The sequence below is a fragment of the Ruegeria faecimaris genome, assembly GCF_900182615.1.
In the GTDB taxonomy this organism is placed as follows: domain Bacteria; phylum Pseudomonadota; class Alphaproteobacteria; order Rhodobacterales; family Rhodobacteraceae; genus Ruegeria; species Ruegeria faecimaris.
The window spans coordinates 62,798-78,594 of record NZ_FXTE01000007.1 but is presented as its reverse complement, the minus strand read 5'-3'; the positions used below and the strand labels follow the sequence as shown (position 1 = coordinate 78,594).

Sequence of the window (15,797 nt, the reverse complement as noted above, 5' to 3'; positions counted from 1 at the left end):
GATTTGACCGAGACCCGGACCCTTACTCTGAACGAAATCGAAGACCTGTCGTTTCGCGCGCTTGTTGCTGCGGGGACTTCACCGGAAAACGCCCGCCCGCTGGCGGTTGCGACCGCGGCAACCGAGGCGGACGGCGTGGCAAGCCATGGACTGGCCTATATCCCGATCTATTGTGAGCATGTCCAATGTGGCAAGGTCGACGGGCTTGCCAAACCGGTCATGACACGGCCCAAGTCAGGTGTAGTTACCGTAGATGCCGCAACCGGATTTGCCCATTCAGCCATCGATCTCGGGTATGAGACGCTGATCACCGCTGCGCGCGAACAGGGCGTTGCCGTGCTGAGCATCTGCAACAGCTATAACTGCGGCGTGCTGGGCTATCACACCTATCGTCTGGCACAGGCCGGGCTTGTCGGGCTTGGTTTTACCAACGCGCCAGCCTCGATCGCGCCATCGGGTGGCGCAAAGCCGGTTGTAGGGACCAACCCCTTTTCCGTTGCCGTACCCGGTACAGATGGGCAACCCGCCCTGCTGATCGATCAAAGCGCCAGCACAATCGCCAAGAGCGAGGTCATGAAACATGCCAGAGAAGGAAGGCCGATCCCCGTTGGGTGGGCATTGGACTCCGAGGGCAACCCGACCACTGATCCCAATGTGGGCCTCAAGGGCTCCATGGCACCTTCTGGTGGGTACAAGGGCGTCGGTGTGGCCCTTCTGACCGAAGTTATGGCGGCCGCTCTTACAGGGGCCACTCTGGGCATCAACGCCTCGCCCTTTTCAGGAACCGCTGGCGGCCCGCCTAAGACCGGACAGTTTTTCATTGCGATCGACCCTGTGGCGACATCGTCGTCGGGTGGCTTTGCTCAGGGCATCGAGGAACTCGTCGACGCCATTCGATCGCAAGACGATGCACATTTGCCTGGCGATGGCCGACGCGCAAAACGCGTCGCATCGGCCACACAAGGCGTGGCTGTAAATATTGCGACCCTTGAAAAGATCGAGGCCATCTTGGGATAAGCCGGTTTTCTTAGCCCGCAATCAGATTCTTTCTGGTTCGGGCACCCTTACCCAAACCTTCTGACCCAGCACCAATTTTCAGAACGGCTTCCAAGCCTTTAGCCAAAATTCGACCCGGACGCAGCAGGCTCATTTTTCGTATTTCATGCTTTAGCGCAGAAAAACCGGGTTGACTCAAATCGCACTCCATATTTAGTTCGGTAACAGAACGAATAAATGGAATCGACGTGGCAACGCAGACGAAAATCTCTCGACGAATGTCTCAAAGTGCGGTCGTTCAGGCGATTGCGACCTATGGGCCCATTTCGCGCGCCAGCGTGTCGAAGCTGACCGGTCTTTCGAAACAGACAATCTCGGAAATTGTGGGAAACCTAGAAAGCGATGGCTGGGTGCGGACAGTCGGTCAGACCGAGGGGCATGTCGGACGCCGCGCTGTGGTATATGAAATCGCTCCGGATGCGGCAACGGTCGCCAGCGTCGATCTGGGTGGAACAAAGATCAGGGTCGCACTATGCGATCTGACCGGTCGCGTTCTGGCCGAGCGCGTAGAGCCGACAGAACAAAGCGGCGGCAGACAATTGGTCGATCAGGTTGCCCGTATGGTTCGCGCAACCGCAGACGACCCCCAATGCCCGTCAGGCGAATTGAAAATAGCTGTCGTCGGTGTCCCAGGCGTGCCGGACAGCAGGACCGGCGCGGTCCTGATGGCGCCTAACATAGCCGGGCTGGATCAGATTGATCTTGCTGGCACTTTGAACGAACGGCTTGGGATAGATATCCTTGTCGAAAATGACGTCAACCTTGCCGCTCTGGGCGAGCATTGGATGGATCATCGAAGCGACCAGGATGATCTGGTCTTCGTTTCCGTCGGAACCGGAATTGGTGCAGGAATCGTCGTCGGAGGTATTTTGCTGCGTGGCGCATCTGGTGCAGCTGGCGAAATAGGTTTTCTTCCCTTTGGTGCCGATCCCATTGCAAAGGAAAGCCATAAAATAGGCGCGCTGGAACGCGTAACCGCCACCGATGCAATCATCGGCGAATACAGGATGCTTACGGGCAAAACTTGCTCAGTTCCTGCGATCTTTGAGGCTGCCAATAACGGCGACAAAGCAGCTGAGCAAACGCTGGACAATGTCGCTTGTCAGATCGCGCGGGCTTCGGCGTCGATTGTAGCGGTCCTTGATCCGTCCCTTATCGTGATGGGGGGCTCTATCGGCGCGCGTGACGAGTTGATGCACCGGATCAGACGCTTTGCCGCCCAGTGCTACCCCCGTGAAATAGAGATCCAGCCCTCAAAGCTGGGTCCGCATGCTGCCCTTGCCGGAGGTGTGTCTATAGCCCTGTCGCACCTACATATTTCTCTTTTCGCCGAGGGTCAGAAGGGTGCCGAGATCAACGTACCACCTCCAGCGCTCGATACCTTCAAGGCAAGTATGTCATGACCGCTATGGCTCTTTCAGAACGCTTGCGTCAAGAACAGGATGCTGATGCAGACCTGACTCTGTTGCGCAATGCCCTGTCCATCGAAAGCGTGACGGGCAATGAAACACGTTTTGCGCGTTTTCTGGACCAGCAACTTATGGCCCTGGGCCTGAATACCGGACGGGGCTGTTTCGCGGGTGAACGCGAAAATGTCTGGGGAATTGCTTCTGTGGAGGGACCCAACCTCATGATTTTGGGCCATACGGATACGGTGCATGTCCGGGGCTGGGAGGAATATTGGGAAGACGATGCACGCAAAAATCCATTCGGCGCGGCCCAACAGGACGGGCACATCTGGTCGCGTGGGGCAAGCGACCTCAAGGGTGGGATTTGCGCTGCGATTGCCGGGTATCGCCTGCTGCAAAAACTTGGCGTTATGCCTTCAGCCAGTCTGACCTTTGCCTTCATCGGTGACGAAGAAAGCGGTGAACCTGGCAGCGGCGTCAGCGCCGGGGCGAAAGATCTGGTTGGACGCATCAAGTCCGCCGAAATCCCCCGTCCTGATTTCGCGATCTATGTCGAGCCAACGAGTTTGGACATTTATTCCGCCCAGATCGGGTTCTTTATCGCCGAGATCACGATAACTGGAAAGACAGCTTATTTCGGCCGACCCGAATTGGGGGTCGATGCATTGAAAGCAACGCATACGCTTCTGTCGAAAATCTGGGATCATGAAAAAGAACTGAACGCAGGCCCGCGTCATGACCTTGTCGGTGCCTCTTCTGTTCTGGTGACGCATATCGATGGCGGCGGGTTTATCGCAGTGCCCGGAGAATGCAGGCTCTCGCTGATCCGGAAACTTAGACCTGGCGAAATGCTTGATGTTGCAGCGGCAGCATTGGAATCAGCGCTTGGCCTGGATCACCTACCCACGGGCATAGAGGTGTGCATCGACTACCCAGCCGGTCGTGATCATCCCAAGGGCGGCTCTCCAGTTGAAAACGACCCCGATACTGAGGCGGTTCGCCTGTTGCAGAACTGTGTACAGCAAACTCTGTCCCGAAAAGTAGAAATCGGCGGCGCGCCCTACTGGTCTGAGATGCCATTTTTAACTGAACAGATCGGCTGTCCAACCGTTTACTGCGCACCGGGTGATATCGCCGTGGCGCATACTTTTGAAGAACGAATTGAGGTCGAAGAATACCTCGCCGCCGTCCGGGCCTTTGCGCTTTTCATAGCGCAGTTCGGTGCGTCGGACACGCTCGCAATGCATCCAACCTGAGGAGGACAAACATGTCACTTGTTAGAAGCACATTTGCCGCTACCGCGATGTTCGCGCTGGCGGGCAGCTTATACGCCGAAACCATCGGTCCAGCGGGGGAAAGTGCCACCCCTTCATCAATGGTTGTTGTCGCTGATGATGATGTCGAAAAGGTGAAAGAGGCTGGATATTCCGCTGCTTTGCTGTGGCATGACCAATCCGACTTTGTGAATGCGGTAACAGCAGGTGCCAGCGATGAATTTGCGCGTCTGGGGATAGAGGTTGTTGCCGTGACAAGCGCAGGATTTGATGCTGCAAAACAACGTAGCGATATCGAGACGGTCATGGCCAAATCGCCCAATATCATTCTGTCGCTTCCTCTGGACCCGGTGACCTCTGCCGCAGCATTTGCAGAGGCAAAAGAGGCCGGAGTTGCCCTAAGTTTCCTCTCGAACCTGCCGGCCGGCTACAAGCACCCGGACGACTATGCGGCAATCGTGACGGATGACCTGTTTCAGATGGGCAAACAAGCGGCGGATGCGCTTGCGGCTGCCATGGGCAATGAAGGAACAGTTGGATGGATTTATCACGACGCAGATTATTATGTGACCAATCAGCGCGACAACGCTTTCAAGACCACGATTGAGAACGACTATCCGAACATCACAATCGTTGCAGAACAAGGCATTTCTGATCCTGCGCGCGCCGAAGAGATTGCCAATGCTATGCTGCTGAAAAACCCAGACCTGGGTGGAATCTACGTAACTTGGGCTGGTCCGGCAGAGGGTATTCTTGCAGCGCTGCGGACGAGCGGAAACACCTCGACCAAGATCGTGACATTGGATCTGTCAGAGCCGATTGCCCTTGATATGGTTCAGGGTGGGAATGTCGCGGCGATTGTTGCCGATGAAGCCTATGAACTGGGGCGTGCAATGGCCGCCAGTGCCGTGCTCGACCTGCTGGGCGAGGAGGTACCATCCTTTGTTGTAGCCCCTGCATTGACAGTCACAGCGGACAACGTTGCCGATGGATGGCAAAACTCGCTGAATATTGATGCACCAGCCAGTCTGACATCGAAGTAGAGACCTGATGGGCAGGTCGCCACTCGCGACCTGCCGCAACCGGATATTCCCAGAGGCATCCATGGAACAGGCTTTTCAACGTATGCGCGACTTGGATCTACAGCGCTGCGTCATTTATTTCGGCTTTCTTGCGATCTTTCTGTTTTTTGGGATCACTCTCTACGATGACGGGTTTCTGACCAGTCGGAATCTGACAAATATCGTCCTTCAGACAGCCCCAGCCACGATCATGGCCATCGGATTGGTCTTTGCCCTGTCAGCCGGAGAGATCGACCTGAGTTTTGGCTCTGTCGTTGCAGTTGCAGCCCTCTCGGCAGCTGTTGCGATGCAGAACGGCCCAATGATCCTGGGTGTCGCAGCGGGGCTTGGCGCAGGCATTCTGATCGGCGCGTTCAATGGTGCATTGGTGGCCTATCTGCGGTTGCCATCATTTCTGGTGACCTTGGCCACCATGGGTTTATTTGCCGGAATTGCGCGTTCGATGACCGATCTGCGATCCATTCCTGTCGTTAACGGGACTTTCACCGGGGTCTTCGGCTCGGGCAAGCTGTTTGGTGTACCTTCACTTGTTATCTGGACCGTGATTGCAGTGCTGATTGGCCATGTCACCTACCGGCACACACGTTTTGGCGCACACGTTCTGGCCGTTGGGGACAATGCCCGCGCAGCCCAAGTCTCTGGCATCAGGGTTCCCCGTATCCGGCTGATGGTTCTGACCTTGTGCGGCGCAACCGCTGGGCTGGCTGGTTTGCTCTATGCCGGGCGCATTCAAGCCGCCAAATATACAATGGGCGAAAGCGATCTGATGACGGTCATTGCCGCTGTCATCGTAGGTGGCACTGCGCTTAATGGCGGCAAGGGATCCATAATAGGTGCGCTTTTGGGCTCGCTCATGATGGGAATGCTGAATAACGGGCTGATCCTGATGGGGCTTCAGGTCTCGGACCAGATGATCGTACGCGGGCTGATCATACTGATCGCCGTAGCAATTTCACTCCGCGAAATCCGCCGATAGACACCGGAGCAACCCAATGTTTCTTGATCTTCTCATACGTCGCAACCCCAAGTTCATCGAGGCCGCCATGGCCTTGCATCAACAAGGGAAGATCCCCGCAAACGCCTATGTGCTTGACCTGGATGCCGTCGAACGCAACGCGCGCCTTTTCTCTGATGTGGCCCGTGGGCATGGCCTTACAACTTTTGCCATGACCAAACAGGTGGGTCGCCATTCCGGCTTTTGTCAGGCGGTCATGCGCGGTGGCATCAGCCGGTCCGTCGCCGTGGATATGGCCTGCGCCTTGGCATGTGACCGCGCTGGCTTAAGGACAGGTCATTTGGGTCACCTTGTACAGGTGCCCCGCCAAGAAGCTCTCTTCGCCGCAGCCAAACTACGCCCGGACTATTGGACGGTATTCTCGGACAACAAGGCAAAAGAGGCGGCGGACGCCTCTGCTCGGGCCGAGAGAGAACAGGCACTGATGGCGCGCATCCAGACCGAAGGGGATACGTTCTATCGTGGCCACGAGGGAGGATTTGACGCGAATGATATCCTGGCGGTGGCCGACCGTTTGGATGCGCTGCAGGGCGGGCGCTTTGCAGGCATTACAACCTTTCCCGCCCTGCTTTTCGACCAGGATGCCCGCAAGGTTGTGCCGACCCCAAACCTCCACACGCTCAACATGGCTGCAGAAGCTCTGGCGCGTGCTGGGCGTACGGAGATCGAAATCAATGCCCCCGGAACGACATCTTCAGCTGTTCTTCCAGCATTAGCCGAAGCCGGGGCCACGCAGGTTGAACCGGGCAATGGCCTACATGGCACGACGCCTCTCCATGCGGTAGAAGACCTTCCTGAGGATCCCGCCGTACTTTACCTTTCCGAGGTCTCGCACCATCACGGCGGGAAAGCCTATTGCTTTGGCGGCGGGCTCTATATCGATCCGGTTTTCCCGAAATACCAGGTTCGGGCGCTGGTCAGCAGCAGCCCGACAATCAGCCGGTCAGCCCTGCGAAATGTCGAAATTCCTGATTATTCCGCAATAGATTACTACGCCATGATCGACAGCGACAGCGATCAAAACCCCGCACCAGGCGACACGGTTGTCTTCGGTTTCCGTGGGCAGGCCTTTGTGACCCGCGCTTTGGTTGCCGGGATAAAAGGCGTAGACAGCGGAATGCCAGAGCTTACCTCAATCGAAAACGGTTTTGGCGACCACGTCAGCTGGCCGGGAGCCTTTGCGCAATGACTCCGGTTCTTTCCCTCAAGCAAATCCACAAATCTTTTGGCGGAGTGGTCGCGATCCAGAATTTTTCACTGGACCTCTACCCCGGTGAAATCGTGGCTCTGGTCGGTGATAATGGCGCGGGTAAATCCACGCTCGTCAAGATCATCTCTGGCGTGCATCGACCAACCAGCGGCGAGATCGCGCTTGACGGCGAAGAAGTCGGTTTTTCGGATGCAAGCGCGGCTCGATCACATGGTATTGAGGTGGTCTATCAGGACCTCGCATTGGCTGACGAACAGCCGGTTTATATGAACATGTTTCTGGGCCGCGAACTGACGCGCAAACCCTTTGGACTGCTGGATAAAGAACGCATGCGTGCCGAAACCCAAAGCCTTGTTGATCAGCTTGACGTGCGCATCCCCTCTGAGCGCGCAGCCATACGTGATTTGAGCGGAGGCCAAAGACAGGGCATTGCTATCGCGCGAGCAACCCATTGGGCCAGCAAATTGATCCTTCTGGATGAACCAACTGCAGCACTTGGCGTTGCAGAGACTGCGAAGGTTGAGGACCTCGTCGCGTCACTTAAGGATCGCAATCTGGCAATTTTGATAATCAGCCATTCCCTGGATCAGGTTTTTCGTCTTGCCGACCGCATCTGCGTTTTACGCCGGGGTGAACAGATAGGCGTCAGAACAACTGCCGAGACCGACAAGAACGAAATTGTCGCCATGATCACCGGTGTACATAGTTGATGGCGCAAAGCGCAGCCCTGTCCCCATCTTTACACAGGGGCCCTATGGCTCGATGGGATATGGCACTTATTGCTGCCCGATGATTTCGAAAGTATAATCTCGTCTCACCCCTGCCGGAGGTGGCGGGAAGGGTGCAGCCGCTTTTACCTGGGCAAGGGCGATCTGATCCAACCGCTTTGACCCTGAACTGCGTACTATTCCAACCGCCTGTAATGTCCCGTTCTCAGCTATTCGAAAGGCCACCAACGCGGCACCTCGAATATTGGCGCTCTTTCTCCGGGCGCGGATAATCTTGCGTTTAATCTGTCCGGCGTAGTTGCTGGCGTCGGCATTGCCGGATGCGGTCAGCGCTGACGTGGATGTAACAACCTTTGCCGCGCCTTTCGTGGTTTTCCCGGTGGCGTCGCCTTTTTTCCCCGTTTGTTTCGCGTTGCCATGCGCGGTGGCAGTTTGATTGCTTGCCTGTTTCTTCGGTTCCGGCGGCTTGGCATCCTCGGTCGGCGACACCGAAGCAGCATCACCCTGTCTGTTCGGTGTTTCAGCGTCCTGAGGCCTGAGAGGGCTTGGCGCAACAGCGGTCGCGGCCGTAGCGCTGCTCACAACCGGGCTGAGAGTTTGCGGCGACGTTGTGCGCTGCTGCTTGACAGGGCGGGCCTTGGGTTGCAACCGATGAGGTGCTGCCGGTTTCTTGCGCGTGCTGGCCGGTGCTGGTGCATTTGTTCCGGCGACGAAGTCCTTGAATACAGATCCCAGCGCGGCGGCGCTCTCCTCTCCGCCACCTTCGACCTGCACCTGTTCGGCGGTCCAATAATCCAAAAGCGCAAGGCCATGTGTCGCTACGGCCAATGCGACAGAAATCACAACCACCGCGCGGGATTTGGTTATCACCGTAATCCCCTTTCGGTCACGACATAAACCTGACTTGCACCCAACCCGCGCAAGTCATCGCTGATCTGTTTGAGCGCAACCGCAGGCAAGGATCGATCCGGCACGATCCGAACCGCATCAAGGGGCAGATCAACAGCCGCCCGCTCTACATAGGCCGCAGCATTGGTCAGCTCTGCCCCGCGATATTCAAGTGTGCCATCCGCACGGATAACCAATGCATCAGGTGGCTCGCGCCCCTCCAGATCCATCGTTTCGACAAGCTGAACTGATCCGTTGAGCGGCGGCGTAAGGGTGCCCGCGATCATGAAGAATATAAGCATCAGGAACACGACATTGATCAGCGCGATGGTTGGCTCTCGGCTTTGTCTGGGCTTCGATTTCAACTGCATCAGCCCAAAACCTGAGTGCGCAGGTTTTCGACAGGTGCCAGCACGATGAACAGATCAATCAGCTGCTGAGAGGTTGCCCTCGGACCCAGGCTGATGAGCGCAACTTGGGATTTGGCGTCGAGCAGCATTGGAGCCACCTGCGCCAATGGTACAGGCGCACCATCGACCAGAATTCGGTCTGCATTCAGTTTAATAAACCGGATGGCTTGGTCTGGCTCTGCGCCGCCGACTGAGGCCGTCGAAAACTCAATCTCGGCGAATTTCGAGAATGTGGATGTCAGCATGAAAAACAGCAGCAGCAAAAAGATGACATCTATGAGCGATGTCATCGACAGGCGTTTGCGCCGCTTTCTTTGAACCTCAAGCGCCATGTGCCAGTGCCGTAATCGCGGCCCCTGCCGTTTGCTCGGCCTCCTCGGCATGGCCGGGGGCAAATATTGTTCTGAGCGCACGGTTGGTAAAGACGCGTTCTCGGTTCACGCGGGCCTCAAACCAGGTCAGGATCAGTGACGTCGGCATGGCTACGGCCAGCCCCGCTGCTGTTGTCATCAGCGCCACCCAGATGCCCCCAGCCAGCAGCGACGGGTCAACGGCGTTGCCCGCCCCCTGCAGAGTCTGGAAAGCTTCGATCATGCCCAGCACTGTGCCGAACAATCCAAGCAGGGGCGCAAGTTGCGAGACGATGTCCAGCACGTTGAGACCCTGTTCCAGTTTTGCAAATCGCGTCTCAGCCTCGGCATCGACCCGCTCGGACAAGGTGCGATCATTCCCGGACAATGCCATTGCGATCACCGGCGCCAGGTAACTACGGCTTTTGTTCAGGTATGTTCTGGCGGCCGTGGGGTCTTCTCGGTCCCATGCGTCGATCGCCCTGGACAATTCGACGTGACGGCCGACCCCCGCCGCTTTGTATTGCCAGATTTTGTAAAAGACCAAGGCGAGGGTCGCGATTGAGGCTGCTATCAGGATCGCCACCACCGGGCCCCCTAATTGCAGGATTTCCATCAGTTTTTGCAGCATTTCGGACATGGCTTTATCCTATCATCTCAGTTTCAAGGCGGCTTTTTAGACTGAGGCCATTCATGCAGGCATCTTTGTTACCGCTCTGGGTCACGCATTCCTGCACGCCGTTGAACAGAATCCGGCTGATCTGGTCACAGGCCATGTCGGTGAATTGAAACTGCCTGACCCGTGGGCGGCCTGCGGGCAGTTCTTCGAAATCCAGCAGGGTAATTAACGCGACCGCACCGTTTTTGCCAAACAGGACGGTTTCATAGACCGCACCGTTGATGTCAACCTCATGCATATTTTCGGCGACAAAGCTGAGCAGACAGTTTTGCCCCCTTGCTTCGGCAGAGCTGAGTTCGATTGATACGCCGCCAGTCTTGGGCACGTCTTCTGCGCTGGCGATCCCTGCCCCCAAGACTGAGAGCAGGGTCGACAGGACAGCGCTGGCTTTGTTTGCTGCCGCACTTCGCATAACGGGTCCTTTCCTTGGGATCAGAAGGTTTTGGCCAGGCCGAGCTTGAAGGTCCGGCCCGTCGAATTGCGGGTCGATAGGTTCGGGCGGTAGTCCTTATCAAGGATGTTCTCGATACCGGCGCGCAGCTCAAAGCCTTCAAACACACCCTCTTGCGGCATGTAGGTCGCACGCAGAGAGTTTACTCCGTATCCCGCGGTCGCGTCCCCGCTCGAGTCCGTTCCGGCCCGGGCACCGAAGATTTCCCAGCTGACGTCCAACGTCTGACCGAACCGCTTGCCCAATGTCAGGCGCGCGGAATCCGACGGCTCATTCCGCCAACGCGAGTCATCGCCGGTGGCGCTGGTTTCCGTACCCGTCACGATGTTCGAGTTGAAATCGACGTAGAACCCACCAGCATTGGCGTAAGAGGCTTCGATCTCGGCGCCTTTTGTTTCCACTTCGGACAGGGGTTGAGACGGGGTGCCAGAGACGTAGGAGGTGATATCCCACAGGGTCGTTTGATAGAAATTGACCTTGGCGCGGATCACGTCGCCCTCGGCAAACACGTCACCGCGATCATAGGAAAAACCAGCTTCCCACGTGCGGGATCTCTCGGGTTGCGTCATGTAAAGCGGCGTGCCCAGATCATCGATGATCGGCAGGCTTTCCGTGTAGGCCGCACCACCAAAGATCGCGAAACCGCTGTTGAACGCGTACCGCGCCGACAACCCGCCCATAAGCGCGTTGTTGTCATAGCTTTCGTTGAACGGGGCCGCGGCGGCGTCATCACCGTCGATGTCCTGCGTCTCATATCGCACCGCGGGGGTAATCGTCAGATTGTCACCGATCTGCACATCGTCCACAGCAAACAGGGCAAATCGACGGTCGGTTCCACCCGGGGCCGATGCCGCGTCCAACCGTTCGCGGTTGATGAATTCAATCCCAGCCCGCAGATCATGCGAGGCGATGCCGGTCTGGAAATACGACGTGTTCTTGATCGTCAGCTTTGTCGTTTCATAGTTATGTGTGGCATCTGCCAGGGCCTGAATGCCGGGGAAGAATGGCGTGCCTTCAAGGCTGGAAGACCCGGAAACATAGCTGCTTTCGATCGCCTGCTCAGAATAGCTGAGGTTCACATCCAGATCGACCAGATCATTTCCAGTGGGTTGATATTGATACCGCAGGATACCGATCTTTGTTTCGATATCACGGTCTACATTACCAAAGGCATCCGACGTGGTGCCAAACGAGTCATAAGGGACGTCGCGCTCTTCAGATGTGGACTGGTTGTAGGATGCGGTGAACGAATGTTCGAGATCGTTGCCGAAACTGTATTTGCCCTTAGCCAGAAGCGACGGCAGCGTGAACGCGCTGTTGCCGATCGTATTGCCGTTTCCATCCTCCTGATCGTCCTGATCGCGATAGGTGTAGTTGAACAGGAATTCCGTTTGGGTATTCGGCTGCCAAGCCAGGATAGAGGACGAGGCAAAACCGTTGCCGTTCGAATACCCCTCAAAGGTTTGACGGAACCGAAAACCCGGCTCGCCACCGGTGAAATCTGACGCGTCCTTGGTATCCAGCTGAACGACACCGCCAACAACCCCGGACCCATATTCGAATGACCCGACAGTGCCCCGAATGACCGAGACGCTTTTGTAAAGCTGGGGGTCAGTAAAAAGCTGGTTGCCGATCCGATACAGCTCTTCCGCGCCCGTTGTGGCACCATCGACCAGGATCAGAACCTTCTGGTCGGTTCCGAACGTGCCGTTTGCACCATAGCCGCGAATATTGATGCCCGATCCCTGAGGGGTCGAGCCGTTCACCAGGCTTACCCCCGGAACCGAGTCGATCAGCTCTGCAACCGTATTGGCCTGCCGGTCGTTGATCTCTTCCTGATCAATATTTGTGACCGGCACGGCAGTGTCTGTCTGAATCTCTCGTTTGCTTTCCCCAAGTATCAGGGTGCCTAGGAAACCATCGTCTTGGTCTTGCGCCATAGCGCCAGCCGCAATCATGCTGAGGCACGAAGCCGTTCCCAGCAAAGCTATCTTCCGTATTTGCACACGCATCTCTGTCCCTTCGAAACAGTAGGAGGACCTGAAATGCTTGCGCCATGCTGGCTTTGGTCAGTCTGTTTTATTGTTTTTTGGAGCCGCCTTTTTTTGGCGACTTGTGCTCGTTAATAAAGGTTACTAAAACAGTCAACAATAAATCGTCGTCGCATCGCCGACTCTCGCCAGCGGGCACCCGAACAATTCGGCTGCCGGGCCAGCACCTCTGAAAATCAACTCGAAGATGGGAAAACCCATGACGGAACAGGTGCCTAACACCCCGGCTCAAATTCGTGCAGCCAATGCGCAAAACAGCGGCAAACGTGACCGCGATCTGGCAGAATCGATTGGACTTACCGAAGGCCAGTTGGTCGCTGCCTTCGCCGGGAACGACGTTACACGGCTGACGGCAAAACTTGATGACATTTTCCCAATGCTCAACGGGTTGGGAGAGGTCATGGCGTTGACGCGCAATATCTCCTGCGTGATCGAAAAGGTCGGTCAATACGACAACTACCATTCGGGCGCGCATGCCTCGATGGTTCTGACGGATGAGATTGATTTGCGCATGTTTCCCAGCCATTGGGTCCATGCCTTTGCGATCGAACGCAAAACAGACAGCGGTGTGAAACGCTCGCTTCAGGTCTTTGATGCCGCAGGCGATGCGGTGCACAAGATATTCCTGCGCGAAGGATCGGATCTGGACCATTGGGATCAGCTTGTCAGCGCCCTTGCGTCTGAGGACCAATCGCAAACTCTGGATGTCGAACCACGAAAACCGACTGAGACCCCCAAGGCCAACCCGGAAAAGGCGGATATCCTGCGCGCGGAATGGGCCAAGATGACGGACACCCACCAGTTCATGCGCTTGACCTCAAAGCTCAAGATGAACCGCTTGGGGGCCTATCGCATCGCCGGTGAGCCGCTTGCCCGGGAACTGACCCCATCGGCGATATCGCCGATGTTCGATCAGGTGCGTGACAAGGAAATTGAGGTGATGATCTTTGTTGGCAATCGTGGATGTATCGAAATTCACGGTGGCCGTATCGGAACGATCAAGCAGATGGGACCCTGGTTCAATGTGCTTGACCCGCGTTTCAATTTGCATCTGAGGACGGACCATATTGCAGAGGTTTGGGCTGTCACCAAACCGACTCAGCGCGGCCCTGCCGTCTCGGTTGAGGCCTTCGATGCCGAAGGTGGGCTGATCTTCCAGATTTTTGGCCGCCGCGCCGGCGAATCCGACCATCGCCCAATCTGGAATGAGTTAGTTGCCGCACTTGAACCCCAACCCGAGGCCGCGCTGACATGAACAGGATGCGAGTGATCTGGCCTGCCTTGGCTATGCTGCTAAGTACACAGGTCGCGCAGGCTGCGGACGACGAACCAAAGCGGATCATCGCGATCGGCAGTTCCATCACTGAAATCGTCTACGCTCTGGGTCAACAAGACAGGCTAGTTGGTCGCGACCGAACATCAACCTACCCGACAGAAGCGATGAACCTGCCCGATATCGGATACCGACGCGCGCTGTCGCCCGAAGGCGTTTTGTCGGTAGAACCAGACTTGGTCCTGGCGCTTGAAGGTTCAGGACCACCAGAGGCGATAGCGGTTCTGCAGGAAGCGGGCGTGCAATACGTCACGATCAAGGATGAGTTCTCTCTGGAAGGCGTGGTCGAAAAAATCCAAACCGTTGGGGCCGTGCTGGGCACTGACGTTGCTGCCGAGGGATTGGCAGCGCAAACCATACGCCAGATCAATCAGGCGGAATTGGCGGCTAGTAGTGCCGCAGGATCCAACCCGAAACGGGTTCTGTTTGTTCTGTCTGTGCAGGACAACCGGATCACAGTGGGAGGTATGGATACTCAAGCGGACAGCATCATTCGACTGGCTGGCGGTGTAAATGCCGCCGCCAAAGTGTCAGGTTACAAGCCAATGACGCCCGAAGCGCTGGTGTCAGCTGCGCCTGATGTCATCCTTATGATGGATCGGCGGGGTGATCATAATACCGAGGATGCCGCGCTCTTTTCACTGCCCGCAGTCAAGCTGACCCCGGCGGGCCAGAACAAGATGCTGATCCGCATGCAGGGTGCATATCTGCTTGGGTTTGGCCCTCGAACCGCCAGTGCCATTTCTGATCTGTCAGCAGCCCTGCAGGATGAAGGTGGCTCATGACGCTGGCGTTGGATCATATGAGCGCCGAGGCACTTGGGTACAATCGGCGAGCAACCGCACGGCGGGTTACCTTGGCCTTACTGGTATTGCTTGGCCTGACCAGCGCCGCAAGCATTTCAGTCGGTGCTTCGGATGCGTCGTTAAACATGGCGGTGATTGACATAATCAATGGGCGGTCCCTGTCTGACCTGAATCGGATTGTCCTTTGGGACATTCGCTTGCCCCGGCTTGCAATGGGGATACTGGTCGGTGCCGCACTGGCTGTTTCAGGGGTGGTCATGCAAGGGCTTTTCCGAAACCCGTTGGCGGACCCCGGAATTGTCGGCGTCAGCGCGGGCGCAGGTCTGGGCGCAATTTCAGCCATCATCCTTGGCAGCCACTTGCCAGTGTCGGTTTTGGTTTGGACAGGAAACGGGTTAGTGGCCATTGCTGCTTTTCTTGGTGGCTGGACGTCTGTTCTGATCCTATACCGTGTCTCGACCAGCGGAGGGCAGACATCGGTCGCAACCATGCTACTGGCCGGCATTGCATTGGGTGCCTTATCCGGCGCCGCATCGGGTGTTCTGGTCTACATGGCCGATGATCAGCAATTACGCGACCTGACGTTCTGGGGAATGGGATCGTTAGCAGGGGCAACCTGGACCAAAATCGCCTCGGCTGCGCCAATCATTTTGGTTGCTCTTGCAAGCACACAATTTCTGGCTCGCGCGCTTAACGGTCTGGCGATGGGAGAGGCTGTGGCCCATCACATGGGCATCCCGGTTCAGCGCAGCAAGAACATCGCCATTCTTGCAGTTTCCGGTGCAACAGGGGCCGCTGTTGCCGTGTCCGGCGGCATCGGATTCATCGGAATTGTGGTCCCCCATTTGCTACGTCTGGCCACAGGGCCGGACCACCACAGGCTTTTGGTGAATTCCGCCCTGCTGGGTGCCAGTCTGCTGCTTTGCGCCGACATGATCAGCCGGGTCGTGGTGGCCCCGGCGGAACTGCCAATCGGGATCGTCACGGCAATTCTCGGCGCACCGGTCTTTCTTTGGATCCTCCTGCGCCGCCACGGCATTATGGGAATGTAAATC

General features: G+C 56.7%; 16 protein-coding genes. 10 read left to right on the top strand and 6 right to left on the bottom strand.

Annotation, left to right across the window (positions count from 1 at the left end; translation table 11 throughout):
• Positions 1 to 3 precede the first annotated feature (3 nt).
• The 7 genes from FN806_RS12880 (at position 4) to FN806_RS12850 (ending at position 7,756) form a co-directional block, all read left to right on the top strand.
• Positions 4 to 1,017 (top strand): Ldh family oxidoreductase, encoded by a 1,014-nt coding sequence (locus tag FN806_RS12880; protein ID WP_142637753.1) that lies wholly within the window; start codon positions 4 to 6, stop codon positions 1,015 to 1,017.
• 257 nt (positions 1,018 to 1,274) lie between these two features.
• Positions 1,275 to 2,459 carry an ROK family transcriptional regulator gene (locus tag FN806_RS12875; protein ID WP_142637751.1) on the top strand — a complete coding sequence of 395 codons (1,185 nt, stop codon included), beginning with the start codon at positions 1,275 to 1,277 and terminating at the stop codon, positions 2,457 to 2,459.
• Complete coding sequence (locus FN806_RS12870; RefSeq protein WP_142637749.1) at positions 2,456 to 3,721, top strand: M20 family metallopeptidase; 1,266 nt, start codon at positions 2,456 to 2,458, stop codon at positions 3,719 to 3,721. Before FN806_RS12875 ends, FN806_RS12870 begins: the two co-directional genes overlap by 4 nt.
• Before the next feature lie 11 nt (positions 3,722 to 3,732).
• Positions 3,733 to 4,782, top strand: coding sequence for a substrate-binding domain-containing protein (locus FN806_RS12865; RefSeq protein WP_221929487.1), 1,050 nt, complete (start codon positions 3,733 to 3,735; stop codon positions 4,780 to 4,782).
• A 61-nt stretch (positions 4,783 to 4,843) separates the two neighbouring features.
• Positions 4,844 to 5,797 carry an ABC transporter permease gene (locus FN806_RS12860; protein ID WP_142637747.1) on the top strand — a complete coding sequence of 318 codons (954 nt, stop codon included), beginning with the start codon at positions 4,844 to 4,846 and terminating at the stop codon, positions 5,795 to 5,797.
• 16 nt (positions 5,798 to 5,813) lie between these two features.
• A complete protein-coding gene (locus tag FN806_RS12855) occupies positions 5,814 to 7,025 on the top strand; it encodes an alanine racemase (RefSeq protein ID WP_142637745.1) in 1,212 nt (403 codons plus the stop codon).
• Entirely contained in the window at positions 7,022 to 7,756 is a 735-nt protein-coding gene (locus tag FN806_RS12850; RefSeq protein ID WP_142637743.1) for an ATP-binding cassette domain-containing protein, read from the top strand. Before FN806_RS12855 ends, FN806_RS12850 begins: the two co-directional genes overlap by 4 nt.
• A gap of 66 nt (positions 7,757 to 7,822) precedes the next feature.
• On the opposite strand, the gene FN806_RS12845 is transcribed toward FN806_RS12850, so the two are convergent.
• The 6 genes from FN806_RS12845 to FN806_RS12820 are packed head-to-tail and all read right to left on the bottom strand — an operon-like array spanning position 7,823 to position 12,564.
• Positions 7,823 to 8,644 (bottom strand): energy transducer TonB, encoded by an 822-nt coding sequence (locus FN806_RS12845; protein ID WP_185956702.1) that lies wholly within the window; start codon positions 8,642 to 8,644, stop codon positions 7,823 to 7,825.
• Entirely contained in the window at positions 8,641 to 9,033 is a 393-nt protein-coding gene (locus FN806_RS12840) for an ExbD/TolR family protein (RefSeq protein WP_142637739.1), read from the bottom strand. The genes FN806_RS12845 and FN806_RS12840 overlap by 4 nt, the downstream gene beginning before the upstream one ends.
• Positions 9,033 to 9,362 carry a biopolymer transporter ExbD gene (locus tag FN806_RS12835; protein WP_246097242.1) on the bottom strand — a complete coding sequence of 110 codons (330 nt, stop codon included), beginning with the start codon at positions 9,360 to 9,362 and terminating at the stop codon, positions 9,033 to 9,035. Before FN806_RS12835 ends, FN806_RS12840 begins: the two co-directional genes overlap by 1 nt.
• A 31-nt stretch (positions 9,363 to 9,393) precedes the next feature.
• Entirely contained in the window at positions 9,394 to 10,062 is a 669-nt protein-coding gene (locus FN806_RS12830) for a MotA/TolQ/ExbB proton channel family protein (RefSeq protein ID WP_142637735.1), read from the bottom strand.
• A gap of 4 nt (positions 10,063 to 10,066) precedes the next feature.
• Positions 10,067 to 10,513, bottom strand: coding sequence for a hypothetical protein (locus FN806_RS12825; RefSeq protein ID WP_142637733.1), 447 nt, complete (start codon positions 10,511 to 10,513; stop codon positions 10,067 to 10,069).
• Positions 10,514 to 10,533: 20 nt separating this feature from the next.
• The gene (locus FN806_RS12820; RefSeq protein ID WP_142637731.1) at positions 10,534 to 12,564 is read right to left on the bottom strand and encodes a TonB-dependent receptor domain-containing protein; all 2,031 of its coding nucleotides are present in this window, start codon (positions 12,562 to 12,564) and stop codon (positions 10,534 to 10,536) included.
• A 238-nt stretch (positions 12,565 to 12,802) separates the two neighbouring features.
• Between FN806_RS12820 and FN806_RS12815 the strand changes: the two genes are divergently transcribed.
• The 3 genes from FN806_RS12815 to FN806_RS12805 are packed head-to-tail and all read left to right on the top strand — an operon-like array spanning position 12,803 to position 15,794.
• Positions 12,803 to 13,858 (top strand): hemin-degrading factor, encoded by a 1,056-nt coding sequence (locus tag FN806_RS12815; RefSeq protein WP_142637729.1) that lies wholly within the window; start codon positions 12,803 to 12,805, stop codon positions 13,856 to 13,858.
• Positions 13,855 to 14,721, top strand: coding sequence for a heme/hemin ABC transporter substrate-binding protein (locus FN806_RS12810; RefSeq protein WP_142637727.1), 867 nt, complete (start codon positions 13,855 to 13,857; stop codon positions 14,719 to 14,721). Before FN806_RS12815 ends, FN806_RS12810 begins: the two co-directional genes overlap by 4 nt.
• A complete protein-coding gene (locus FN806_RS12805; RefSeq protein ID WP_142637725.1) occupies positions 14,718 to 15,794 on the top strand; it encodes a FecCD family ABC transporter permease in 1,077 nt (358 codons plus the stop codon). The genes FN806_RS12810 and FN806_RS12805 overlap by 4 nt, the downstream gene beginning before the upstream one ends.
• Positions 15,795 to 15,797: the final 3 nt, after the last annotated feature.